Here is a 23,600-nt window from a genome sequence, read left to right as displayed (position 1 = left end):
GGCAAGCCCGCTCCCACAGGGGATCTCCGTTTGCATCAAGTCTGAGCCAATCTCAGGTCAGCACAAAATAATCGCGACCTTCGACCTGGCCCCGTCGTAGCGGGTTGCGCGTGCAATAAGCCGCGTAGGCTGCATCGACGAAGCGGTACATCAGGTGTTCATCGCGCCCGTGGGGGATGCCCAGCCGCGTGGTCTGGATGATGTGGGCGGGCGTCTGGCCGACGTGTTCCACCAGCAGCACCTCATGATCGAAGCGTTTGGCGTCCCACACCGGTACTTTCAGGCCCAGTGCCTTGCACAACAGGGTTTGCCCGGCGCAGAGTTTTTGTGACGGGCGAGGGCGGCCCTGGGCATCGGGATTGTTCAATAGCATCTGTGCAAGGCTGGCAGGCCCGCTCAATTGATCGACCCACGGGTAGGCGGATTTGATCAGCACGGCGTTACCTGGACCCTGGGCACTGAAGTTCAGTGAATCGCCGCCCCGGGCGTAATACATATAGATGTGGCCGCCATCCAGAAACAAAGCCTTACGTTTTTCTGTGTAGCCGAGGGACGCGTGGCTACCCTTTTCTGCACAGTAATAGGCTTCGGTCTCGATGATCCTGGCACTGAGCCACAGGTCACCAACCCGATGGCGAATGACTTTGCCCAGTAAGTCCCGGGCCAGAATTTTCGCGTCACGGTCGAAAAACGCGTCCGGGAGGCCCGTGGGCAGGCTCACGGCGGACGCTCGAACAGTCAGGTTGGACATGATGACCGGCATTTGTCAGGGCTGAATGAGTCGTGATGATAACAATTTGCGGCTTAATCCCGGCTGAACATCGGCAAATTGCCCTCCATTTCGACCATCCGCCTGTCACCGCTGTTAGTCAGTGGGCGCGACAGCTATAATCTGTCGCTTTACTCTTTACCAAGACCTAATCAAAGACCACGCCAGACCATGACTGAGTCCGTTCTTGACTATATGACCCGCCTGGGTCGCGCTGCCCGCGAAGCTTCCCGCGTGATCGGCCGTGCCAGTACCGCGCAGAAGAACCGCGCCCTGCAGGCCACCGCCAACGCGCTGGACGCTGCCCGCGCCGAGCTGACGGCGGCCAATGAACAGGATTTGGCCGCCGGTCGTGCCAATGGTCTTGAGCCGGCCCTGCTCGAACGCCTGGCGCTGACCCCGGCGCGTATCGATGGCATGATCGTCGGCCTGCGTCAGGTAGCGGCCCTGCCGGACCCGGTAGGCGCGATCCGCGACATGAGCTTCCGTCCGTCCGGTATTCAGGTCGGCAAGATGCGTGTGCCGTTGGGCGTGATCGGAATCATCTACGAGTCGCGGCCGAACGTGACCATCGATGCCGCGAGCCTGTGCCTGAAGTCCGGTAACGCAACCATCCTGCGTGGCGGTTCCGAGGCGATTCATTCCAATCGCGCCATCGCCGCCTGCATTCAGCGTGGCCTGGCCGAGGCCGATCTGCCGGCCGCGGTGGTGCAAGTGGTCGAAACCACCGATCGCGCTGCCGTCGGCGCGCTGATCACCATGCCCGAGTACGTCGATGTCATCGTACCGCGCGGCGGCCGTGGCCTGATCGAGCGCGTCAGCCGTGATGCCCGTGTCCCGGTGATCAAGCACCTGGACGGCATCTGCCACGTTTACGTGAGTGAACATGCCGACCTGACCAAGGCCCAGCGCATCGCGTTCAACGCCAAGACTTACCGTTATGGCATCTGCGGAGCCATGGAAACGCTGCTGGTGGATCAAACCGTCGCCAAGGAGTTCCTGCCGGCGATGGCTGCCCAGTTCCGCGAAAAAGGCGTCGAGCTGCGCGGTTGCGAGCGCACCCGGGCGATCATCGAGGCCGTGCCGGCCACCGAGCAAGACTGGAGCACCGAGTACCTGGCGGCAATTCTGTCGATCCGCGTGGTCGACGGACTGGACCAGGCCATCGAGCACATCAATCATTACGGCTCCCATCACACTGATTCGATTGTCAGCGAACACCAGGGCGACACCCGGCGTTTCGTGGCTGAAGTCGATTCCTCGTCGGTGATGATCAATACCCCGACATGCTTCGCCGATGGCTTCGAATACGGATTGGGTGCCGAGATCGGCATTTCTACTGATAAGCTGCACGCCCGCGGCCCGGTGGGCCTCGAAGGACTGACCTGCGAGAAGTACATCGTGGTCGGCGACGGGCAGCTGCGCGGACAGGAGCCGGTCTGACTTGGGCGACTTCGACCCGTCAGCCCCGTTCACTGCCAGCGAGCCAGCCCCTCGCCGCATTGGCGTGCTGGGCGGAACGTTCGACCCGGTGCACATCGGCCATTTGCGCGGTGCGCTGGAAGTCGCCGAAACCCTGGCCCTCGATGAGTTGCGCCTGACACCCAGTGCCAGGCCGCCCCATCGGGACAAGCCGCAGGTGTCGGCAAAAGACCGTCTGGCGATGGTCGAGTGCGCGGTGGCCGGTGTGGCGCCGTTGGTGGTGGACGCCCGCGAATTGCAGCGGGACAAACCGTCCTACACCATTGATACCCTGGAACTGATGCGCGCCGAACTGGCCGAATCCGACCAGGTTTTTCTGCTTTTGGGCTGGGACGCTTTTTGCGGCCTGCCCACTTGGCACCGCTGGGAAGAGTTGCTCCAGCATTGCCATATCCTGGTGTTGCAACGCCCGGATGCCGACAGCGAACCGCCGGATGCCTTGCGCAACCTGCTGGCAGCGCGCTCGGTGAGCGACCCGCTGGCCCTCAAAGGGCCGAGCGGACAGATTGCATTCGTCTGGCAGACACCGCTCGCGGTATCCGCCACCCAGATCCGTCAACTGCTGGCCAGCGGTAAGTCGGTACGTTTCCTGGTGCCCGACGCGGTCCTGGCCTACATCGATGCGCACGGTCTGTACCGTGCGTCGAACTGAATAGGAGTGCCTCAAGGCACGTGGCAACAACGTGTATTGAAGCGCCCGAACATACGAGCAAAACGAGTTTTATATGACGAGCAACAACGAAAGCAAAGTAAAACGCAAAGGCACATTCAAGAGTGCCCCGTTGCCGGAAAAGGTCCTCGCCGCCGAGCCGCCTAAAGGCGACGAGCTGGTCAAGATCGCCGTAGCCGCCCTGGAAGACGTCAAGGCCCAGGACGTGCTGGTGATTGATGTTCGCGACAAGCAGAGCATCACTGACTACATGATCATCGCCACCGGTACCTCCAACCGCCAGATCGGCGCGATGCTGGACAAGGTTCGCGAGGCCGTCAAAGCCCTGGGTATCAAGCCGCTGGGTGAAGAAGGCAAGGGCGACAGCGACTGGGTGCTGTTGGACATGGACGACGTGATCGTTCATATGATGACCTCCAACGCCCGTCAGTTCTACGACCTGGAGCGCCTGTGGAAAGGTGCCGAGCAGAGCCGTGCAGCCGATGGCAAGCACCACAGCCCTGAAGTTGGTCACGAGCACTTCAACAAGCTCAACAAAGACCAGGAATAAGGGACCGCTGTGCGACTGCGACTGATCGCCGTCGGTTCACGCATGCCCAAATGGGTGGAAGAAGGCTGGCATGAATATGCCAAGCGTCTTCCGTCCGAGCTGGCGCTGGAACTGGTGGAAATTCCGCTCAATACCCGTGGCAAGAACGCCGACGTGGCCCGTTTCATCCGCCAGGAAGGCGAAGCCATGCTGGCCAAGGTCGGGCCGAACGAGCGGATTGTCACTCTCGAAGTCCATGGCAAGCCCTGGAGCACCGAGCAACTGGCGGTCGAACTCGATCGCTGGCGGCTGGACTCACGCACCGTCAACTTCATGGTCGGTGGCCCCGAAGGGCTGGCGCCGGAAGTCTGTGCGCGGGCTGACCAGCGCTGGTCGTTGTCGCCGCTGACCTTGCCGCACCCGCTGGTGCGGATCCTGATCGGCGAACAGATGTACCGTGCCTGGACCGTGCTGTCCGGTCACCCTTACCACAAGTAGTTCTGCCCCCATGTCCCAGCCGATCCGCATCAAGGACCACGAAAAAGACGCCCGTCTGGTGCGTGGGCGCGTCGTGTTCGGGGCAATTGCGGTGGTAGCGCTGATTGGCGTACTGATCGCTCGCCTGTATTTCTTGCAAGTGATCCAGTACGAGTACCATTCGACCCTGTCGGAAAACAACCGCGTCCATGTGCAGCCGATTCCACCCACTCGCGGGCTGATTTTCGACCGCAATGGCGTTGTGATTGCCGACAACCGGCCCAGTTTCAGCCTGAGCATGACCCGCGAGCGTTCTGGCGATTGGCAGCAAGTACTCGACGTGATCGTCGAAGTGCTGGAGCTGACACCCGAGGACCGGGTGATCTTTGAGAAGCGCATGCGTCAGGGGCGTCGGCCGTTCGAGCCGGTGCCGATCCTGTTTGAGCTGACTGAAGAGCAGATCGCGCGAATTGCCGTGAACCAGTTCAGGCTGCCGGGGGTGGAAGTGGTCGCGCAACTGGTTCGTCACTATCCCCAGGGCGCGCATTTTGCGCACTCGGTGGGCTACATGGGGCGGATCAACGAGAAAGAGCTCAAGTCTCTGGACCCGGTCAGTTATAGCGGCACCCATCAGATCGGCAAAACCGGCATCGAGCGCTTTTATGAGCCGGAGCTGCATGGTCAGGTGGGTTACGAGGAGGTCGAGACCAACGCTCGGGGCCGTGTATTGCGGGTGCTCAAGCGCACCGAACCGGTTTCCGGCAAAGACATCGTCCTGAGCCTGGACATCAAATTGCAGGAAGCCGCCGAAGCCGCGCTCGGCGGTCGTCGTGGTGCGGTGGTTGCCCTGAACCCGAAAACCGGCGAGGTGCTGGCGATGGTCAGTCAGCCGAGCTTCGATCCGAACCTGTTCGTCACCGGCATCAGTTCCAAGGCCTATTCCGAACTGCGCGACTCCATCGACCGGCCGCTGTTCAACCGCGTATTGCGCGGTCTGTACCCGCCGGGTTCGACCATCAAGCCTGCTGTGGCGATTGCCGGTCTGGATTCGGGCGTGGTGACGGCCTCGACCCGGGTGTTCGACCCCGGTTACTACATGCTGCCCAACTACGATCACAAGTACCGCAACTGGAACCGCACCGGTGATGGTTTTGTCGACCTCGACACGGCGATCATGCGTTCCAACGACACTTACTTCTATGACCTTGCCCACAAGCTGGGGATCGATCGGTTGTCGTCGTATCTGTCCAAGTTCGGTATCGGTCAGAAGGTTTCCCTGGACATGTTCGAGGAATCGCCGGGTCTGATGCCGACCCGCGAATGGAAGCGCGCGACCCGTCGCCAGGCATGGTTCCCGGGCGAAACGCTGATTCTCGGGATCGGTCAGGGCTACATGCAGTCGACCCCACTGCAGCTGGCCCAGGCCACGGCGCTGGTGGCCAACAAAGGCATCTGGAACCGTCCTCACCTGGCCAAGACCATCGAAGGCGAGAAACCGGTGGATCAGAACCCGATGCCGGACATTATCCTGCGCGATCCGTCTGACTGGACCAAGGTCAACCACGGCATGCAGCAGGTGATGCACGGCGCCCGCGGTACCGCACGCAAGGCTTCGATCGGTGCGCAGTACCGTATCGCGGGCAAGAGTGGTACGGCCCAGGTGGTCGCGATCAAGCAGGGTGAGAAGTACGACCGCTCCAAGGTTCAGGAGCGCCACCGCGATCACGCCTTGTTCGTGGGCTTCGCCCCGGCGGACGATCCGCAGATCGTGGTGTCGGTGATGGTCGAGAACGGTGAGTCCGGCTCCGGCGTCGCCGCGCCAGTGGTGCGTCAGATCATGGACGCCTGGTTGCTCGACCAGAACGGGCACCTCAAAGCCGAATACGCCAGCCCTACTAGCGCGGAGGCCACGGCCCGTGATGAATAATTTTGATCGCATGCTCTCCAGTGAGGATGTGATGCGTCGCCGTGCGACGCTGCTACAACGCCTGCACATTGACGGCCCGCTGCTGATCCTGCTGCTGACCCTCGCCGCCGGCAGCCTGTTCGTGCTGTATTCGGCCAGCGGCAAGAGCTGGGATCTGCTGGGCAAGCAAGCCACTTCGTTTGGCATCGGCCTGGTGTCGATGATCGTCATCGCGCAGTTCGAGCCGCGATTCATGGCGCGCTGGGTGCCACTGGGCTACGTGGTCGGGGTGATGCTGTTGCTGGTGGTGGACATCATGGGCCACAACGCCATGGGCGCTACCCGCTGGATCAATATTCCCGGGGTGATTCGCTTCCAGCCCTCGGAATTCATGAAAATCCTGATGCCGGCGACCATTGCCTGGTATTTGTCCAAACGCACATTGCCGCCCCAGCTCAAACATGTGGGCGTCAGCCTGATGCTGATCGGCGTGCCGTTCATTCTGATCGTGCGGCAACCGGACCTGGGCACTTCGCTGCTGATCCTGGCCGGCGGCGCATTCGTGCTGTTCATGGGTGGCCTGCGCTGGCGCTGGATCCTCAGCGTGCTGGCCGCCGCCGTTCCCGTGGCGATTGCCATGTGGTTCTTCATCATGCACGACTACCAGAAGCAGCGAATCCTGACGTTCCTCGACCCGGAGAGCGATCCGCTCGGTACCGGCTGGAACATCATCCAGTCCAAGGCCGCCATCGGCTCCGGTGGTGTGTTCGGCAAGGGCTGGTTGCTGGGTACCCAGTCGCACTTGGACTTCCTGCCGGAAAGCCATACCGACTTCATCATTGCGGTACTGGGTGAAGAGTTCGGCCTGGTGGGGATCTGCGCGCTGTTGCTGATCTACCTGCTGTTGATCGGCCGCGGCCTGGTGATTACCGCCCAAGCGCAGACATTGTTCGGCAAGTTGCTCGCGGGCAGCCTGACCATGACGTTTTTTGTTTATGTTTTCGTCAACATCGGTATGGTCAGTGGCCTGTTGCCGGTGGTGGGGGTGCCGTTGCCTTTCATTAGCTACGGAGGAACTTCGCTGGTGACGCTACTGTCAGCGTTTGGGGTTTTGATGTCGATCCATACCCATCGCAAGTGGATCGCGCAGGTTTGAATAAGGTGAAATTTTCAATGCAAGTAATGCGTGGCTGGGCGACTCGATACGCGCCATGGGTCGGCCTGGTAAGCATCCTTGGCACCATGCAGGAAGCGTTGGCCGGCGACTACGAAGGCTCACCCCAGGTGGCCGAATTCGTCGGTGAAATGACCCGCGACTACGGTTTCGCCGGTGAGCAATTGATGGGCGTGTTCCGCGAGGCCGAGCGCAAGCAGTCGATTCTGGACGCCATCTCGAAACCCGCCGAACGGGTTAAGCAGTGGAGCGAATATCGCCCGATGTTCATCACCGATGCGCGCATCGCCCGGGGTGTGGATTTCTGGCGTCAGCACGAAGCGGTGCTGGCCCGTGCCGAGCAGGAATACGGCGTGCCGGCCCAGGTGATTGTCTCGATCATCGGCGTTGAAACCTTTTTCGGCCGTAATACCGGAAATTTCCGGGTGATCGATGCCTTGTCGACCCTGGGTTTCGACTATCCTCCCCGTGCCGAGTTTTTCCGCAAGGAGTTGCGTGAGTTCCTGCTGCTGGCCCGTGAAGAGCAGGTCGATCCATTGACGCTCAAAGGCTCCTACGCCGGCGCAATGGGATTGCCGCAATTCATGCCGAGCAGTTTCCGCGCCTATGCGGTGGATTTCGACGGTGATGGCCATATCAACATCTGGACCAACCCGGACGATGCCATCGGCAGTGTCGCCAGTTACTTCAAGCGTCATGGCTGGGTTGCAGGCAAACCGGTGGTCAGCCGCGCCGATGTCCGTGGCGATCAGGTCGACGAAGGTCTGACCACAGGAATCGAACCGACGAAAACCGTCGGGGAGTTGCGAGCCCTGGGGTGGTCAAGTCATGATGCGCTGCGCGATGATATGCCGGTTACTGCGTTCCGCCTGGAAGGCGACAATGGCCCCGAGTACTGGATGGGCCTGAAGAATTTTTACGCGATCACGCGATATAACCGCAGCGTGATGTACGCCATGGCCGTACATCAACTGTCTGAACAGCTGGTCCAAGCACGGGGCGTCAAGTAATGCGGGCATTGCCTATCAATAAACCCCTGAAGCTGATGGCATTCGCCGCGCTGGCAGTGCTGGTCGCCAGTTGTTCGACCAGCCGCGCGCCAGCCCAGAAGACCAGCACCGCCGCCGTGCGCACGACGCCGGGGCTGGACATCAACCGCGCCCACAAGGATGGCGCGCCATGGTGGGATGTCGATGTTTCGCGCATCCCGGATGCCACGCCGACCCTGCATACCGGCCCGTACAAGGCCAACCCGTACACCGTGCTGGGCAAGACATACTTTCCGCTGCAAGAGTCCAAGACCTACGTGCAGTCGGGCACGGCGTCCTGGTACGGCACCAAGTTCCACGGTCAGAACACTGCCAACGGCGAAGTGTATGACCTGTACGGCATGAGTGCCGCGCACAAGACATTGCCACTGCCAAGCTACGTCCGGGTGACCAACCTGGACAACAACAAGAGCGTGATTCTGCGAGTCAACGACCGCGGTCCGTTCTACTCGGACCGGATCATCGACTTGTCCTACGCTGCCGCCAAGAAGCTCGGTTACGCCGAAACCGGCACGGCGCGGGTCAAGGTCGAAGGCATCGACCCGCAGCAATGGTGGGCCGCCAAGGGCCGTCCGGCACCATTAATGCTCAACGAACCGAAAGTCGCGCAGAATAGCGCCCCGGTGATTACGGCTTCGGCCGGTACCGTTGAGCAATGGACACCGCCGCCGCAGCAACACGCCGCCGCGGTGGTGCCTGTGCAGCTTGATGCAAAAAAACGCTTCTGCATCAGCCTCTGGCCAGTATCTGCAGGTGGGCGCGTTCGCCAACCCGGACGCTGCAGAACTCCTGAGATCGAAGCTCAGCGGGATGGTGAGCGCTCCGGTGTTCATCAGCTCGATCGTGCGCAATCAGCAGACCCTGCATCGGGTTCGCCTGGGCCCGATCGGATCGCCGGGTGAAATCCAGCAGGTGCAGAACAGTGTCCGGCTGGCCAATCTCGGTTCGCCAAGCGTTGTGACTGAGTAATACGTAGGACTTGATTGACGGTTCATCTGCGGTTTTGGGGGGTGAACCAGGTTGTTGGCTCTTCGAAGAACAAAAGCCCGGCAAAGGGTGATTGGAGTGAGCAACTGAACACGCGATGACTCGTTAGAAAGTCATCTGATTAGTTTTGCCCTTGGGCAGTTTCCATTAGCGATTTCGAGAGACGGATGAACATCACCACCTTTGCCAAACGCCTGTTCCTGCTAGTCCCGCTGCTTCTCTCACCCGCCGCATTCGCGGTCGAGATGATGCCTTCGCCACCACAACTGGCCGCCAAGGCCTATGTGCTCATGGATGCCAGCAGCGGCAACGTGCTGGTCGAGAACAATGGTGACCAGCGTCTGCCACCGGCCAGCCTGACCAAGCTGATGACCGCGTACATCGCGACCCTGGAAATCCGTCGTGGCCAGATCGGCGAAAACGACCCGGTAACCGTCAGCGAAAACGCCTGGCGTACCGGCGGTTCGCGGATGTTCATCAAGGTCGGCTCTCAGGTCACCGTCAGCGACCTGCTGCACGGCATCATCATCCAGTCGGGCAACGACGCCAGTGTTGCGCTCTCCGAGCACATCGCCGGCAGCGAAGACGCGTTCGCCGACATGATGAACAAAACCGTTGGCGACCTGGGCATGACCAACAGCCACTTCATGAACCCGACCGGACTGCCGAACCCGGAGCACTATTCTTCGGCTCACGACATGGCTGTGCTGGCTCGCGCGATCATCCACGAAGACCCGGCTCACTACGCGATCTACTCGCAGAAAGAGTTCTTCTGGAACGGCATCAAGCAGCCGAACCGCAACCTGCTGTTGTGGCGTGACAAGACCGTCGACGGTCTGAAAACCGGCCACACCGACGAAGCCGGCTACTGCATGGTGTCCTCGGCCGTACGTGATGGCATGCGCCTGATCGCCGTGGTCTTCGGCACCAATAGCGAAGTGGCCCGTGCCGCCGAAACCCAGAAGCTGCTGACCTACGGTTTCCGTTTCTTCGAAACCCAGACCTTCTACCAGAAGGGCACCGAGCTGGCTCAGGCTCCAGTCTGGAAAGGTTCCACCAACCAGGTCAAGGCTGGCCTGGCGCAAGACCTGACCATGACCCTGCCAAAAGGCCAGCTGAAAAAGCTCGCTGCCAGCATGACCATGAACCCGCAGCTGATCGCGCCAATCGCCAAAGGCGACGTGATCGGTAAAGTCGAAGTCAAACTGGACGACAAGGTGGTGCACAGCGCCGATCTGATCGCCCTGGATGGCGTCGAAGAGGGTGGTATCTTCCGCCGCATGTGGGATAGCATCCGTCTATTCTTCTACGGCTTGTTCAACTGATAGTGTGCACCTGCATGGCCCTGCGCTGATCCGGCGCGGGGCTTTGCCGTCGCCACGGCTTACGCTTACGAGGCCGTTACGCCATGACCGATACCGAAGTAAAGGCGCCAAAGATCGAGTTCCCTGCCAATGATTACCCGGTTAAGGTGATCAGCGACACCGGCGTGGGCAACAAGGACAGAATCATCGACATCGTCAGCAAGTACGCCAAGATCAATGATGAGCGTATTGACGAGCGCCAGAGCAGCAACGGCAAATACACCACGATTCAGTTGCACATCGTCGCGACGGACCAGGACCAGCTGTACAACATCAACAGCGAACTGCGGGCAACCGGTTTCGTGCACATGGTGTTGTGATGTCAGGCACGCTGGGCTTTCGTGAACTTGGCCAGATGGCTTACGAGCCGGTCTGGCACGCCATGCAACGCTTCACCAACGAACGCGGCAGCGATGCCGCCGACGAGATCTGGCTGGTGGAACACCCTGCGGTGTTCACACAGGGCCAGGCCGGCAAGGCCGAGCACCTGCTGCTTCCCGGTGATATCCCGGTGGTGCAGGTTGACCGTGGTGGTCAGGTGACCTACCACGGCCCCGGCCAGTTGGTGGCTTATCTGCTGCTGGACGTGCGCAAGCTCGGATTTGGCGTGCGCGATCTGGTCAGCCGGATGGAGCTCTGCCTGATCGAGCTACTGGCCAGTTACGGTGTCACCGCCGTGGCCAAGCCCGATGCACCGGGTGTCTACGTCGACGGGGCGAAAATCGCCTCCCTGGGTCTACGGATCCGCCACGGCTGTTCCTTTCATGGCCTGGCCTTGAACGTGGACATGAACCTGGAACCGTTTCGACGGATTAATCCCTGCGGCTATGCCGGGCTGGCGATGACCCAGCTGAGCGATCACGCAGGATCGATTGAATTTGCCGAGGTAAGTGCCCGGCTGCGCGCGCAGCTCGTCAAACACCTCGACTATGCTGAGCAGACGACCCTGACGGGCGGAATCGACTGATATGACTACTGATGCAGTGCAAACCATGATCCCGACGCTCGATGTCTCCGAGCGCCCGGCCCCGCGTCCCAAGGTTGAAGCGGGCGTCAAGCTGCGCGGCGCCGAAAAGGTTGCACGCATCCCGGTAAAGATCATTCCCACCACCGAACTGCCGAAGAAACCAGACTGGATTCGTGTACGCATCCCGGTTTCGCCGGAAGTCGACCGCATCAAGGCCCTGCTGCGCAAACATAAGCTGCACAGTGTGTGCGAAGAGGCGTCCTGCCCGAACCTGGGCGAGTGCTTCTCCGGTGGCACCGCGACTTTCATGATCATGGGTGACATCTGCACCCGTCGCTGCCCGTTCTGCGATGTTGGCCACGGTCGTCCGAAGCCACTGGACGTCAACGAGCCGGAAAGCCTGGCCATTGCCATTGCCGACCTGCGCCTGAAGTACGTGGTGATCACCTCGGTGGACCGCGACGACCTGCGTGACGGCGGTGCCCAGCACTTTGCCGACTGCATCCGTGAAATCCGCAAACTGTCGCCGAACGTGCAGCTCGAGACCCTGGTCCCGGACTACCGTGGTCGCATGGACATCGCACTGGAAATCACCGCTGCCGAGCCGCCGGATGTATTCAACCACAACCTGGAAACCGTGCCGCGCCTGTACAAGGCTGCGCGTCCGGGTTCGGACTACCAGTGGTCGCTGACCCTGCTGCAACGCTTCAAGCAGATGATGCCGCACATTCCGACCAAGTCCGGCCTGATGCTGGGCCTGGGCGAGACCGACGAAGAAGTCATCGAAGTCATGAAGCGCATGCGCGAGCACGACATCGACATGCTGACCCTGGGCCAGTACCTGCAGCCGTCCCGCAGCCACTTGCCGGTGCAGCGCTTCGTGCACCCGGACACCTTCGCCTGGTTCGCCGAGGAAGGCTACAAGATGGGCTTCAAGAACGTTGCCTCGGGTCCGCTGGTACGCTCCTCGTATCACGCTGACGAACAGGCCAAGCTGGTCAAGGCCGAGCTGATGTCGTCCTGATCGACGCAATGAAATGAAAAGCGCCCGCACGGCATCCAGCCTCGCGGGCGTTTTTTTTGCCTGGCCTACGGCAATGGCTGTTTTTTCCTGCAACCTGCGGGGCAACGGTTCCTCTTCTGTTTGTCCCCGTTCCTGACTACTGTGTGCTGAAGATTTCACGCAGGGAGATTCACGGATGACCGCTCGACCGACCCACACCCTTTGCCCTCATGCTCCCGTCCCGGCACTGCCGTCGGAAGGCATGATCGGCGTTATCGCCCCCGCCGGTCCCGCGCCGCTGGACACCGACAAGGCGGTGCAATGGATGCGTGCCCGGGGTTATTCACTGAAATTGTTTCCCGGGGTCTACGAAAAAAACGGCTACCTGGCCGGGAGCGACGAAGTGCGACTGGGCGACCTGCATGCAGCGTTCGCCGACAGCGAAGTGGATGCCATCATCTGCCTGCGCGGTGGTTACGGCACGCCGCGGCTGCTCGATCGTATCGATTTTGATTTGCTGCGTGACAACGCCAAGCCGTTCGTCGGCTACAGCGACATCACCGCATTGCATTTGGCGATCAGTCGTTATGCCGGATTCGTGACCTTTCATGGTCCGTTGCTCAATGCCGATCTGCTGGGGGGCAAGCAAATACCTACCGAGTCTTCGTTCTTCAACATGCTGCGCGGGCAGGTGAGGGCGGGCACGGTGCTGGCTCATCCGGTGGCTTACCCGCTGACCACGATCGAGCCGGGCGTGGCTCATGGGCGCTTGCTCGGAGGCAATCTGGCCATGATCGCCGCGACCATGGGCACGCCCTACGAGATTGATGCCGAGGGCGTCATTCTGTTGATCGAGGACATCAACGAGCCGCTGTATCGCATCGACCGGTTGCTGACCCAACTGCGGCTGGCTGGCACCTTGCACAAGCTGCGCGGCGTGTTGGTCGGGGACGTGGCGGGGGTTGAGGTGGCAGCGCTGGACAGGTTGCTCAAGCAGACCTTCGAGCCATTGAAGATTCCGGTGCTGTCCGGGTGGCGCAGTGGGCATTGCGACCCGAACCTGACGCTGCCCATGGGCGCATTGGTCAGGCTGGATGCGGGGAATCAGGAATTGATGTTGGAGCAGGATGTGGTAATCAGGTAAGTCGCGAATATCTTGAAAAGATCGCAGCCTGCGGCAGCTCCTACGGGGTTTTGTGTACACCCGTAGGAGCTGCCGCAGGCTGCGATCTTTTGCTTTTAACGGTTACGCAATCCTTCCAGCAACTTGTGCGTCGGATACCCGTCCGCCGGCCAGCCAAACGACTGCTGGGCACTGCGGATCGCCTTGCGGGTATTGGCGCCGATGATCCCGTCGGCGGTACCGGCGTCATAGTTTTGCGCGCTCAGCAGGTTCTGCAGCTCGATCCGCTCGGTGCGGCTCAGAGGCAGGTCATCCTTTGGCCAGGTGCCGCTGATCAGGCCTGCGCCATTGAAGCGTTCCGACAGCAGGCTAACCCCCAAGGCGTAGGACGACGAGTTGTTGTACTTGAGGATCGCACGGAAGTTGTCGAGCACCAGAAAGGCCGGGCCACGGTAGCCAGCCGGCAGCAGCAGGGCCGCGGACAACTGCTCGGAGCCTGCCGGGACCTGGCCGCCGTTGGGCAGCGTAACGCCCAGTTGGCGCCACTCGGCGACACTCTTGCGAATCGTGCCATCGGCCAGCACGTAGTTGAAGCCGCCCGGCAGTTGGACTTCAAAGCCCCACGGCTGACCTCTCTGCCAGCCGGAGCTTTGCAGGTAATGCGCGGTCGAGGCCAGGGCGTCAGCCGAGCTGCCCCAGATATCGCGACGGCCGTCGCCGTCGAAATCGACGGCGTGGGTGTTGTAGGTGGTCGGGATGAACTGGGTCTGGCCCATGGCGCCGGCCCAGGATCCGAGCATCTTCTCGGGTTCGATGTCGCCTTGTTGCAGAATTTGCAGGGCCGCGATCAACTGCGCGTGGGCGAAGCCGGGGCGGCGGCCTTCATAGGCCAGGGTCGCCAGTGAGTTGATCACCGACTTGCTGCCCTGGAACTGCCCAAAGTTGCTTTCCATGCCCCACACCGCCACCAGCGCCTGGCGATCGACGCCGTAGCGCTGCTCGATGCCTTGCAAGATGTCGGCGTATTGGTCGATCAGCGACTGGCCTTTGCGTACCCGCAGCGGCGACAAGGCGCCGTCCAGGTATTCCCACACCGGTTTTGCGAATTCCGGTTGGCTGCGATCGGCACGAATCACACTGGGATCGAAGCTGACATTGGCGAAAGCGCGATCAAACAGATCGGCGCGGATACCGGCGGCCAGGGCATCCTTGCGGAAACCCGCCTGCCATTCGGCGAAAGTCTGGGTCGGCTGGATGTCGAGGTTCTCACCGGTCGGAACCACTGGCGGAACAACCGCCGGGGCGGTGGCGACAGGAAGTGTCTGAAGCGGCTGAGCGTCGGCTGCGGTCGGTTTTTCCGCACAGGCGACAAGCAAAACTAGGCTGGAGGCAGCGATCAATTGGCGCAGGTGCCAACGACGGGAAAGACAAAAGGGCATGCACGGGTCCAGGGAATACGAATCAGGTACAGACCTTAACATGTCGAAGGGGTGTTCTGCTTTACGCAGCCAGAAAGTAAGAAGCCTCCCAGTTGTCAGACTGGAAGGCTTCGCGGCGGTAACTGCCTTTGCCCTTGGCCGGGCGTTCCTTGCGGCTGCGGAACAATGGCTGGGCGATGATGGATTTGGCCTTGTTGGGGCCATGCGCTGATGGCTTTTTGCTCATGATGATGCCTCGCAAGTGAGTGGTTTTTGCGGGGCAAATAATCGGCCGAAGTTCGGGATCTGTCTAGTCCCTACATTGTGTAGGACCTTTCATTGATCTTGATAGCGATGTGGTTTATGTGGCGAGGGGGCTATTCAGCGGGCAATGTCAGACGCTGCCCGGCCATCAACAACGTCAACCGGCTCAAACTCATCCACGGCGAACCGGCCGCCTGGCCTTTGATCTGGGCATCAATGCGTTGCGCTTCGAGCAGCAGTTGCGCCCAGCGTTGGGCCGAGTAGCGTTGCAGGGCCTTGCTCACCAACGGTTTACGTTTGTCCCAGACTGGCGGTTTGGCCTGGCTGAAGGCCTTGTCCAGGGGGGTGCCCTGGCTGTATTGCAGGGAAATATTGGCCAGCAGGCGCAACTCCCGGGCCAGGGCCCAAAGAATCACCGGCGGCTCGACGCCTTCACCGCGCAACCCTTCGAGCATGCGCAAGGCGTGGGCGGCTTCGCCATTGAGCACCGCATCGGTCAGGCCAAAGACATCGAAGCGCGCACTGTCTGCCACCGCAGCCTGCACGGTTTCAACGGTGATCTGACCGCCTTCGGCCATCAGCTTGAGCTTTTCGATTTCCTGGGCGGCGGCCAGCAAGTTGCCCTCGACCCGTGCCGCGATCAGCTCAACGGCGTCCTGGCTGGCGGAAAGCCCGGCCTGGGACAAACGTTGGCGGATCCAGCTTGGCAACTGGGCGACATCGACCGGCCAGATCTGCACGAACTGGGTCTGCGGCCCTTCGACCAGCGCTTTGCCCCACTTGGTTTTCTGCGCGCTGCCATCGAGCTTCGGCAAGCTGATCAGCAGCACGGTGTCCTCGGCCGGGCGCGAGCAGTACTCAATCAGCGCGGCAGCGCCCTTGTCGCCGGGTTTGCCGGAAGGCAGGCGCAGCTCCAGCAGGCGCTTTTCGGCGAACAGCGACATGCTGGCACCGGCTTGCAACAGAGTCCCCCAGTCGAAACTGGCGTCGGCGGCAAATACCTGGCGTTCATCGAATCCCTGCTGACGGGCGGCAGCGCGAACAGCGTCGGCCGCTTCCTGGCACAACAACGGGTCATCGCCGCTGATGATATAGACCGGCGCAAGGGCGCCTTGCAGGTGTTTGGCGAGTTGGGCGGGAGCGAGCTTCATAATAGAGGGCGAACGGGGCGCCTGGGCGCCCCGTAAGTCTTACTGCTGCGGCAGTTCGACAGGCGACTGACGCGGGGTTTGCGCCTCAGCCTTCTTTGCCGCTTCCAGTGCAGCGGCGTCAGCCTTGGCCCTGGCTTCGGCAGTCTGCTGCAACTGATCCAGTTGGCCTGGGGTCAGTTGTTCCAGGCGCAGCATCATGCGCTGGACCATCTCCCGACGGCCTTCTGTCCGGGCCGTTGCGGCTTCCTGGTCAGAGCCCACCAGGTTGTTGCCGTCGTGCATATAGATCTTCTGCACTTCAAGCTTGTCACTCAACAGGGGCAGATCGCCGCGACCGCGGATGTCGTAGCTCAGCACGGTGGTGACCTGGTACTCGCCAGCACGACCGGCGCCTGCGTAGCTGATGATACGCTGGCTTTCCTGCTCATTGGTCAGCACCAGTTTGTACGGAGCGCCGGTATAGACCTTGACGCCGCTGCCCTCCAGTGCCTGGCGCAACTGGGTAACGGTTGGGCCATAAGCGTTACGGGCGCTCAGGTCGAGCTCCTTGATCGCCAGTACATTGGTGCCGGTGCCGCGCAGCTGGAAACCGCAGGCGCTCAGCAGAACCGCGAGGCCCATCACCAGCAGATTGCGTTTGATCATCTTGTTGCTCCCCTTGAAACCATGTGGGCCGATCAGGCGGCCCGAAAGGTTTTACTCGGCGCCAGGCTCACCTGGCGCCTGATCCAATTAGCTGGCGACGATATTGACCAGTTTCCCGGGCACTACGATCACTTTACGAATGGTCAGACCGTCGACGAAGCGCAACACGTTCTCGTTGGCACGGGCGGCGGCTTCGACTTCTTCACGGCTGGCACTGGCCGGCATTTCGATGTGGCCACGCAGCTTGCCGTTGACCTGAATCACCAGTTGCAGGCTGTCCTGTACCAACGCGCTGTCATCCACCACCGGCCAGCCGGCGTCGATCACAGGTTCAGCGTGGCCCAGTTGATTCCACAGCTCGTGGCTGATGTGCGGCGTGATCGGAGCCAGCAGCAGTGTCACGGTTTCCAGGCCTTCGTGAATCAGGGCGCGATCCTGGTCGGTGCCTTGCGCGGCTTTTTCCAGTACGTTCATCAGCGTCATCACCTGAGCGATGGCGGTGTTGAACTTGTGGTTCTGGCCAACATCCTGGCTGGCTTGCTTGATGGCCAGGTGGATCGAGCGACGAACGGCTTTCTGCTCGTCATTCAGGCTGGCGACGTCCAGTTTGCCCGGCAGGCCCTGAGTGACGTGGGCTTGAGCCAGGCGCCAGACGCGCTTGAGGAAACGGTGCGAACCCTCTACGCCGGAGTCGGACCATTCCGCGCTCATGTCAGGTGGCGAAGCGAACATCATGAACAGGCGGCAGGTGTCTGCGCCGAACTGGTCGATCATCGACTGTGGGTCGACGCCGTTGTTCTTCGACTTGGCCATCTTCTCGGTGCCGCCGATTTCCACCGGCAGGCCGTCGGATTTCAACTTGGCGCTGATAACCTTGGCTTTGCTGTCACGCTCAAGCTCGACGTCCGCCGGGTTGAACCAGGTGTAAGCGCCATTGGCTTCGCGGCGATAGTAAGTCTCGGCGATCACCATGCCCTGGGTCAGCAGGTTCTTGAACGGCTCGTTGGAGCTCACCAGGCCTTCGTCGCGCATCAGCTTGTGGAAGAAGCGCGCGTAGAGCAGGTGAAGAATCGCGTGTTCGATCCCGCCGATGTATTGATCCACCGGCAGCCAGTGGTCGGCGGCCGATTTTTCCACCAGGCCGCCTTCAAAGTGCGGCGAGGCATAGCGGGCGTAGTACCACGAGGACTCGACGAAGGTGTCCATGGTGTCGGTTTCACGCTTGGCAGGCTGGCCGCATTTAGGGCAGCTGCACTCGTAGAACTCGGGCATGCGCGCCAGTGGCGAACCGGCGCCGTCGGGTACGACGTCTTCCGGCAGCACGACAGGCAGTTGATCTTCCGGTACCGGCACGTCACCGCAAGTGTTGCAGTGGATGATCGGGATCGGGCAGCCCCAGTAACGCTGGCGGCTGATGCCCCAGTCGCGCAGGCGGAACTGGGTACGCGAGGCGCCCAGCTCTTTCTTGATCAGCGCGACTTCGATGGCGTCGAAGGCGCCTGCGAAGTCGAGGCCGTCGAATTCGCCGGAATTGATCAGCGTGCCGTGCTCGCCGTAGGCGTCTTGCCATGGCGCCGGGTTGCTGTCACCGGAACTGGTCTGCACCACGGATTTGACCGGCAGGTTGTACTTGTGGGCGAATTCGAAATCGCGCTCATCGTGGGCCGGAACCGCCATCACCGCGCCGTCGCCGTAGTGCATCAGCACATAGTTGGCGACCCAGACCGGCAGTTTTTCCCCGGTCAGCGGATGTTCGACGAACAGGCCGGTCGGCAGGCCTTTTTTCTCCTGGGTGGCGACGTCGGCTTCGGCCACGCTGCCGCCCTTGCATTCAGCGATGAACGCTTGCAGCTCTGGATTGTTCTGTGCGGCCAGGGTAGCCAGGTGGTGTTCGGCGGCCACTGCGACGTAGGTCGCGCCCATCAGGGTGTCCGGACGGGTGGTGAAGACCTTCAGCGCGCCGGTTTCGCCGATGGAATCGACGTTGTACGGGAACTGCACTTCCATGCCGCGGGATTTGCCGATCCAGTTGCGCTGCATGGTCTTGACCTGTTCAGGCCAGCCAGTCAGCTCGTCGAGGCTCTCCAGCAACTCATCCGCGTAGGCGGTGATCTTGAAGTAGTACATCGGGATTTCGCGCTTTTCGATCAGCGCGCCGGAACGCCAGCCGCGACCGTCGATCACCTGTTCGTTGGCCAGGACGGTCTGGTCGACCGGGTCCCAGTTCACGGTGCCGCTTTTCTTGTAGATCACGCCTTTTTCGAACAGGCGGGTGAACAGCCACTGTTCCCAGCGGTAGTAATCGGGCTTGCAGGTGGTCACTTCGCGCGACCAGTCCACCGCAAGGCCCAGGCTACGCAACTGGGACTTCATATAGGCGATGTTTTCGTAGGTCCACTTGGCGGGCGCTACGTTGTTCTTCATCGCGGCGTTTTCCGCCGGCATGCCGAAGGCGTCCCAACCCATGGGTTGCAGAACGTTCTTGCCCTGCATGCGCTGATAGCGGGAGATCACGTCGCCGATGGTGTAGTTGCGCACGTGCCCCATGTGTAGCTTGCCGCTGGGGTAAGGGAACATCGACAGGCAGTAGTAAGTCTCCTTGCCTGGCTGTTCACTGACTTCAAAGGACTTTTGCTCGTCCCAGAACGACTGGGCGGCGGCTTCGATTTCACGGGGCTGATATTGTTCGTGCATGGCTACTTTTGAACTGAATAGGGGTGGCCTAATCCTCTTCAATGCAACGCTGGACGCTGATCACGCCGCATTGGCGTTTTCGATGTCCAGCCGAGCTGGAAGTGGAGTTACAGGAAGCGCCGTAGCATACATGACCGCGCTCTACCGAGGGAAACCCTGATTGCTGCCGCGCGTCTCGCGAAAACCGCCGCGAGGGCCGTTGGTCGCGGCGCTCAGCCGGTTTGTTCATGGAGGCTAAGCTCTAACTGGGGAGTTGGTCTTATCTTCCAATGAGGTGAGGGATGGTTGAGTCACAGCAAAAAGCTACGAAACCGGAGCTGTACGAAAGACTGATCGATCGTTTGGCCCTGGCCCTGGAAGCGGCAAGAACTGCTGGCCGGTTGCGTGACGTACGCCCTCTGGAGCTGGAACTGCGTGGCCTCAGCCCCGCAGAGTTTGCACTGGTCAAGGCGTATCTGGATCGCAGTGAGCGTGAGACGCACGGATGCTTGTCAGAGGCGGTAAAGCAACTCGACGCACCACGTTCGGCCAAGATCATCTGGCTCAAGGACAAGGTTCCCGGCAGAGACGCGGTAAAGGTCCGGTCTTTGCAGTTCAAGTAAGACGCAGAGCCATGCTCCATGGTTTTTTTGAAGCATAGTCCTCCTGTATTGATTGTCGCATCGCGCCAACCCACTTAGGCTTCGGGCATCTCCAGGAGATGCTCGATGCCTTTTCGTTATTTTTTAAAACAACTTCTTTTGCCCCCCGGCATTCTATTGCTGCTGCTTTTACTTGCCTGGTGGTTGCGCCGCTCAAGGCCAAGGCTCGCCGGTGTGTGCTTTGCACTGGGGTTGGGTGGCCTTTGGCTGATGAGCCTGCCGGTGGTGGTGCAGTGGAGTGCCGGCCTGCTCGAGCGTGAGCCACCGCTGGCTCGCGGCGAATGGGCGGTGCTGGGGCAGCGCGCGGACGCCATCGTTGTCCTTGGTTCCGGGCGCGAGCGCGGTGACGCGGCCTGGGGCGCCGACCAGCCCACGGGTGTCGGCCTGGAACGCCAGCGGTTTGCCGCGCGGCTGGCCAAGGCTTCCGGCCTGCCGGTACTGACCAGCGGCGGCTTGCATTACGGCACCCCGCCAAGCGAAGCGCAGATGATGGCTGACTCCTTGCGCGACGATTTTGGCGTGACCGTGCGCTGGCAGGAAGGACGCAGTCGCACGACTTGGGAAAATGCCCGGTTCAGCGCCAAGGTATTGCTGCCACAGGGCATCAAGCGCGTGGTGCTCGTGACTCATGCCGGGCATATGCCGCGAGCGGTCTGGAGTTTCCGCAAGGCCGGGTTTGAGGTGGTGCCGGCGCCGGTAGGGTTTCTGGGCGGCGACAATGCGCGGCCACTGGGTGGCTGGATGCCGGAGTACAAGGCGATCTGGCAGAACGGGCAATTGATGAACGAGGCGGTGGGGCAGGTCGGTTATTCGTTGTTTTACCGGTAAAGATCAAAAGATCGCAGCCTGCGGCAGCTCCTACAGTTGGAATGCAATCCCCTGTAGGAGCTGCCGCAGGCTGCGATCTTTTCTAGACAGTCTTGGCCATCCGGCTCGCAATCAGCGCCCAGCCAAACAACAACACGCAGAGAATGAGCAATGGCCACGAGCGCCATTCCAGGTACGGCGTGAGGTTGTGCATCGGCACCACTTCGCCATACAGGATGCCGCGTTCGAACTGCGGGATCTGATCGGTAATCTGACCGAACGGGTTGATCAGGCCGGATACGCCGTTGTTGGTGGCGCGGATCATCCAGCGGCCGGCCTCCAGCGCACGCATCTGCGCCATCTGCAGGTGTTGCAGCGGACCGATGGAGGTGCCGAACCAGGTGTCGTTGCTGATGGTCAGCAACAGGTCACTGCGGGCGGCAAGGCTCGCGGCGAATTCCGGGTAAACCACTTCATAACAGATGTATGGCGCGATCTGATAACCCTTGGCTTGCAGCAGCGGCTGGTCAGCCGGGCCGCGAGCGAAGTCCGACATTGGCAGGTCGAAGAAGGCGATCAGCCCGCGCAGCACATCCTGCAGCGGAACATATTCCCCAAACGGCACCAGTTTTTGCTTGAGGTAAGTGCCGTCGCCTTCGCCGACAACGGTGATGCCATTGAAGAAGCGCTTCTCGTGGTGGACCTCCATGCGGACCGGGACGCCAGTAATCAGCGCCGATTTACGCTCGGCCGCGAAGCTGCCCATCATGTTCAGGTAACCCTCGGCGGACTCCTTGAGCACCGGGATTGCCGTTTCCGGCCAGATGAGAAGGTCGGCGCGCCTGGAGCTGAAACTCATGTCGCGGTACAGCGCCAGTTGCGCGTTGAGCTGCGCCGGATCCCACTTCATGCTTTGTTCGATGTTGCCCTGAATGGCGGCGACGCTCAGTGGCGGGCCCGACGGGCTGGTCCAGGCGTGGTGCTTGAGCGCCATGCCGAGCAGCCATGGACCGACCAGCAGCAATGCACCGGCAACGATGAAGCCTTTGCGCCCCGTGCGAACCAGGCGCAAGCCGTTGTAGATCAACGCTGCTGTCAGGGCCAGGGTGAAGGAAATCAGCCACATTCCGCCGATAGGCGCGAGCCCGGCCAGCGGGCCGTCGAGCTGACTGTACCCGGAATACAGCCATGGGAAGCCTGTCAGGAACCAGCCGCGGAAGGCTTCCTGGCCGACCCACAGCGCTGCGAAAGCCAGGGCGTCGGCCAGCGGCGCTTCATTTCGGCGCAGCCAACGCGCCCAGATCCAGGCGGGCAGGGCAAAGAACCAGGCAATCGCCGCCGTGAAGAGCAGCATCAGGAAACCGGCCAGCAATACCGAGGCGCCGCCGAAGTGGTGAATGCTGTAGTAGATCCAGCTGGTGCCGGCACCGAACAGGCCGAAACCGAAACACCAGCCGCGACCCAGTGCCTGACGTGGGCTCAGCTCGCGCAGGCCGGCATAGAACAGGCCGACGGCGAGCAGTGCCAGTGGCCAGATATCGAACGGCGCCAGGGCCAGTGTGGTGATTGCACCGGCCGCCACGGCCAGCAGGTTACCGGGCCAGCCGGGGCGGGTTGTCCAGCGCATTTCAATCCTTAGCGAGCAATGGGCGTCAGGCGAAGCAAGTGAATCCGACGGCTGTCGGCGTTCAGGATGCGGAAGCGGTAGGGGCCGATTTCAGTGATTTCGTTACGTTTTGGCAAATGCCCGAACGCGCTCATCACCAGGCCGCCAACGGTGTCGAACTCGTCGTCGGAGAATTCGCTGTCGAAGAACTCGTTGAAGTTCTCGATTGGCGTCAGGGCCTTGATCAGGAAATCACCGCTGGGCAGTGGCTTGATGTAGCTGTCTTCTTCGACGTCGTGTTCGTCTTCGATGTCGCCGACGATCTGTTCCAGCACGTCTTCGATGGTCACCAAACCAGCCACGCCGCCGTATTCGTCGATGACGATGGCCATGTGGTTGTGGTTGGCGCGAAACTCGCGCAGCAGCACGTTGAGGCGCTTGGATTCCGGCACGAAGGTGGCCGGGCGCAACAGGTCCTTGATGTTGAAGCTGTCGCCGTTTTCCTTGAGGATCAACGGCAGCAAGTCTTTGGCCAGCAACACGCCCATCACGTCATCGTGGCTTTCGCCGATCACCGGGTAGCGGGAGTGGGCCGAGTCGACCACGGCAGGCAGGAACTCGCGGGGTGTCTGGGTCGCCTTGATGCTGACCATCTGCGAGCGCGGGACCATGATGTCCCGGACCTGCAAGTCAGCCACCTGGATGGCGCCTTCGACGATGGCCAGCGCTTCGCTGTCCAGCAGTTTGTTCTGGTGTGCATCGCGCAGCAACTCCAGCAGCTCCTGGCGGTTTTTCGGCTCGTGGGCAAAAGCCTGGGTGAGCTTACCCAGCCATGACTTCTGCCCGTTGCTCGATCGATCTTCGCTCATAGCGA

General features: G+C 61.1%; 22 protein-coding genes and 1 pseudogene. 15 read left to right on the top strand and 8 right to left on the bottom strand.

From position 1 onward, the window contains the following. Window positions 1-52: 52 nt before the first annotated feature. Window positions 53-751, bottom strand: a complete 699-nt coding sequence (locus tag AB4O40_RS14035) for a DNA-3-methyladenine glycosylase (protein ID WP_056728995.1) — start codon at window positions 749-751, stop codon at window positions 53-55. Between the two features lie 189 nt (window positions 752-940). Between AB4O40_RS14035 and AB4O40_RS14030 the strand changes: the two genes are divergently transcribed. From AB4O40_RS14030 to AB4O40_RS13970, 13 genes and pseudogenes are all read left to right on the top strand, one after another. After that, window positions 941-2,212: a glutamate-5-semialdehyde dehydrogenase gene (locus tag AB4O40_RS14030; RefSeq protein WP_056728869.1), complete on the top strand. Its 1,272-nt coding sequence runs from the start codon at window positions 941-943 to the stop codon at window positions 2,210-2,212. Between the two features lies 1 nt (window position 2,213). Further along, window positions 2,214-2,903, top strand: a complete 690-nt coding sequence (nadD, locus tag AB4O40_RS14025) for a nicotinate-nucleotide adenylyltransferase (protein ID WP_460054095.1) — start codon at window positions 2,214-2,216, stop codon at window positions 2,901-2,903. A gap of 73 nt (window positions 2,904-2,976) precedes the next feature. Continuing rightward, window positions 2,977-3,471 (top strand): ribosome silencing factor, encoded by a 495-nt coding sequence (gene rsfS / locus AB4O40_RS14020; protein ID WP_007975896.1) that lies wholly within the window; start codon window positions 2,977-2,979, stop codon window positions 3,469-3,471. Between the two features lie 9 nt (window positions 3,472-3,480). Further along, window positions 3,481-3,948 carry a 23S rRNA (pseudouridine(1915)-N(3))-methyltransferase RlmH gene (gene rlmH / locus AB4O40_RS14015; RefSeq protein ID WP_008052376.1) on the top strand — a complete coding sequence of 156 codons (468 nt, stop codon included), beginning with the start codon at window positions 3,481-3,483 and terminating at the stop codon, window positions 3,946-3,948. A gap of 10 nt (window positions 3,949-3,958) precedes the next feature. Then, window positions 3,959-5,854, top strand: coding sequence for a penicillin-binding protein 2 (mrdA, locus tag AB4O40_RS14010; protein WP_056728865.1), 1,896 nt, complete (start codon window positions 3,959-3,961; stop codon window positions 5,852-5,854). Between the two features lie 31 nt (window positions 5,855-5,885). Next, on the top strand, window positions 5,886-6,989 hold the full coding sequence (gene rodA / locus AB4O40_RS14005) for a rod shape-determining protein RodA (RefSeq protein WP_056728863.1): 1,104 nt from the start codon (window positions 5,886-5,888) through the stop codon (window positions 6,987-6,989). Between the two features lie 17 nt (window positions 6,990-7,006). Then, window positions 7,007-8,017 (top strand): lytic murein transglycosylase B, encoded by a 1,011-nt coding sequence (mltB, locus tag AB4O40_RS14000; protein ID WP_460054099.1) that lies wholly within the window; start codon window positions 7,007-7,009, stop codon window positions 8,015-8,017. Then, window positions 8,017-9,025: pseudogene (locus tag AB4O40_RS13995) on the top strand (septal ring lytic transglycosylase RlpA family protein). The gene mltB and the pseudogene AB4O40_RS13995 overlap by 1 nt, the downstream one beginning before the upstream one ends. Before the next feature lie 185 nt (window positions 9,026-9,210). Then, a complete protein-coding gene (locus AB4O40_RS13990; protein WP_056728857.1) occupies window positions 9,211-10,368 on the top strand; it encodes a D-alanyl-D-alanine carboxypeptidase family protein in 1,158 nt (385 codons plus the stop codon). Window positions 10,369-10,451: 83 nt separating this feature from the next. Beyond that, entirely contained in the window at window positions 10,452-10,727 is a 276-nt protein-coding gene (locus tag AB4O40_RS13985; protein ID WP_056728855.1) for a DUF493 domain-containing protein, read from the top strand. Then, window positions 10,727-11,374: a lipoyl(octanoyl) transferase LipB gene (lipB, locus tag AB4O40_RS13980; RefSeq protein ID WP_056728853.1), complete on the top strand. Its 648-nt coding sequence runs from the start codon at window positions 10,727-10,729 to the stop codon at window positions 11,372-11,374. Before AB4O40_RS13985 ends, lipB begins: the two co-directional genes overlap by 1 nt. A 25-nt stretch (window positions 11,375-11,399) precedes the next feature. Further along, entirely contained in the window at window positions 11,400-12,398 is a 999-nt protein-coding gene (gene lipA / locus AB4O40_RS13975) for a lipoyl synthase (protein ID WP_162130451.1), read from the top strand. Window positions 12,399-12,573: 175 nt separating this feature from the next. Next, window positions 12,574-13,521 carry a S66 peptidase family protein gene (locus tag AB4O40_RS13970; protein WP_056728851.1) on the top strand — a complete coding sequence of 316 codons (948 nt, stop codon included), beginning with the start codon at window positions 12,574-12,576 and terminating at the stop codon, window positions 13,519-13,521. Window positions 13,522-13,616: 95 nt separating this feature from the next. Here AB4O40_RS13970 and AB4O40_RS13965 read toward each other — a convergent pair whose 3' ends face one another. The 5 genes from AB4O40_RS13965 to leuS form a co-directional block, all read right to left on the bottom strand. After that, complete coding sequence (locus tag AB4O40_RS13965) at window positions 13,617-14,939, bottom strand: lytic murein transglycosylase (protein ID WP_056728849.1); 1,323 nt, start codon at window positions 14,937-14,939, stop codon at window positions 13,617-13,619. A 61-nt stretch (window positions 14,940-15,000) separates the two neighbouring features. Next, window positions 15,001-15,165, bottom strand: coding sequence for an alternative ribosome rescue factor ArfA (gene arfA, locus AB4O40_RS13960; RefSeq protein WP_056728848.1), 165 nt, complete (start codon window positions 15,163-15,165; stop codon window positions 15,001-15,003). Window positions 15,166-15,295: 130 nt separating this feature from the next. Then, a complete protein-coding gene (holA, locus tag AB4O40_RS13955) occupies window positions 15,296-16,333 on the bottom strand; it encodes a DNA polymerase III subunit delta (RefSeq protein WP_223542018.1) in 1,038 nt (345 codons plus the stop codon). Between the two features lie 39 nt (window positions 16,334-16,372). Continuing rightward, window positions 16,373-16,978 (bottom strand): LPS-assembly lipoprotein LptE, encoded by a 606-nt coding sequence (locus AB4O40_RS13950; protein WP_056728844.1) that lies wholly within the window; start codon window positions 16,976-16,978, stop codon window positions 16,373-16,375. Between the two features lie 87 nt (window positions 16,979-17,065). After that, window positions 17,066-19,672, bottom strand: coding sequence for a leucine--tRNA ligase (leuS, locus tag AB4O40_RS13945; RefSeq protein ID WP_056728842.1), 2,607 nt, complete (start codon window positions 19,670-19,672; stop codon window positions 17,066-17,068). 281 nt (window positions 19,673-19,953) lie between these two features. Here leuS and AB4O40_RS13940 point away from each other — a divergent pair, with 281 nt between their 5' ends. Beyond that, the gene (locus AB4O40_RS13940) at window positions 19,954-20,274 is read left to right on the top strand and encodes a hypothetical protein (RefSeq protein ID WP_008052397.1); all 321 of its coding nucleotides are present in this window, start codon (window positions 19,954-19,956) and stop codon (window positions 20,272-20,274) included. A gap of 105 nt (window positions 20,275-20,379) precedes the next feature. Then, window positions 20,380-21,141, top strand: a complete 762-nt coding sequence (locus tag AB4O40_RS13935) for a YdcF family protein (protein ID WP_460054106.1) — start codon at window positions 20,380-20,382, stop codon at window positions 21,139-21,141. An 82-nt stretch (window positions 21,142-21,223) separates the two neighbouring features. Here AB4O40_RS13935 and lnt read toward each other — a convergent pair whose 3' ends face one another. Then, a complete protein-coding gene (lnt, locus tag AB4O40_RS13930; RefSeq protein WP_223542017.1) occupies window positions 21,224-22,747 on the bottom strand; it encodes an apolipoprotein N-acyltransferase in 1,524 nt (507 codons plus the stop codon). Window positions 22,748-22,755: 8 nt separating this feature from the next. Next, window positions 22,756-23,595, bottom strand: a complete 840-nt coding sequence (locus tag AB4O40_RS13925; protein WP_027924283.1) for an HlyC/CorC family transporter — start codon at window positions 23,593-23,595, stop codon at window positions 22,756-22,758. Window positions 23,596-23,600: the final 5 nt, after the last annotated feature.

The sequence above is a fragment of the Pseudomonas sp. S2_F07 genome (genome assembly GCF_054668325.1).
The sequence above is the reverse complement of the archived record's forward strand: the minus strand, read 5'-3'. Positions and strand labels throughout refer to the sequence as shown.

Excerpts from the sequence above, each read along its gene's own strand:
- AB4O40_RS14035 (WP_056728995.1), bottom strand. The coding sequence starts at position 751 with ATGTCCAACCTGACTGTTCGAGCGTCCGCCGTGAGCCTGCCCACGGGC.
- AB4O40_RS14030 (WP_056728869.1), top strand. The coding sequence starts at position 941 with ATGACTGAGTCCGTTCTTGACTATATGACCCGCCTGGGTCGCGCTGCC.
- rsfS (WP_007975896.1), top strand. The coding sequence starts at position 2,977 with ATGACGAGCAACAACGAAAGCAAAGTAAAACGCAAAGGCACATTCAAG.
- mrdA (WP_056728865.1), top strand. The coding sequence starts at position 3,959 with ATGTCCCAGCCGATCCGCATCAAGGACCACGAAAAAGACGCCCGTCTG.
- rodA (WP_056728863.1), top strand. The coding sequence starts at position 5,886 with ATGCGTCGCCGTGCGACGCTGCTACAACGCCTGCACATTGACGGCCCG.
- mltB (WP_460054099.1), top strand. The coding sequence starts at position 7,007 with ATGCAAGTAATGCGTGGCTGGGCGACTCGATACGCGCCATGGGTCGGC.
- AB4O40_RS13990 (WP_056728857.1), top strand. The coding sequence starts at position 9,211 with ATGAACATCACCACCTTTGCCAAACGCCTGTTCCTGCTAGTCCCGCTG.
- AB4O40_RS13985 (WP_056728855.1), top strand. The coding sequence starts at position 10,452 with ATGACCGATACCGAAGTAAAGGCGCCAAAGATCGAGTTCCCTGCCAAT.
- lipB (WP_056728853.1), top strand. The coding sequence starts at position 10,727 with ATGTCAGGCACGCTGGGCTTTCGTGAACTTGGCCAGATGGCTTACGAG.
- lipA (WP_162130451.1), top strand. The coding sequence starts at position 11,400 with ATGATCCCGACGCTCGATGTCTCCGAGCGCCCGGCCCCGCGTCCCAAG.
- AB4O40_RS13970 (WP_056728851.1), top strand. The coding sequence starts at position 12,574 with ATGACCGCTCGACCGACCCACACCCTTTGCCCTCATGCTCCCGTCCCG.
- AB4O40_RS13965 (WP_056728849.1), bottom strand. The coding sequence starts at position 14,939 with ATGCCCTTTTGTCTTTCCCGTCGTTGGCACCTGCGCCAATTGATCGCT.
- arfA (WP_056728848.1), bottom strand. The coding sequence starts at position 15,165 with ATGAGCAAAAAGCCATCAGCGCATGGCCCCAACAAGGCCAAATCCATC.
- holA (WP_223542018.1), bottom strand. The coding sequence starts at position 16,333 with ATGAAGCTCGCTCCCGCCCAACTCGCCAAACACCTGCAAGGCGCCCTT.
- AB4O40_RS13950 (WP_056728844.1), bottom strand. The coding sequence starts at position 16,978 with ATGATCAAACGCAATCTGCTGGTGATGGGCCTCGCGGTTCTGCTGAGC.
- leuS (WP_056728842.1), bottom strand. The coding sequence starts at position 19,672 with ATGCACGAACAATATCAGCCCCGTGAAATCGAAGCCGCCGCCCAGTCG.
- AB4O40_RS13940 (WP_008052397.1), top strand. The coding sequence starts at position 19,954 with ATGGTTGAGTCACAGCAAAAAGCTACGAAACCGGAGCTGTACGAAAGA.
- AB4O40_RS13935 (WP_460054106.1), top strand. The coding sequence starts at position 20,380 with ATGCCTTTTCGTTATTTTTTAAAACAACTTCTTTTGCCCCCCGGCATT.
- lnt (WP_223542017.1), bottom strand. The coding sequence starts at position 22,747 with ATGCGCTGGACAACCCGCCCCGGCTGGCCCGGTAACCTGCTGGCCGTG.
- AB4O40_RS13925 (WP_027924283.1), bottom strand. The coding sequence starts at position 23,595 with ATGAGCGAAGATCGATCGAGCAACGGGCAGAAGTCATGGCTGGGTAAG.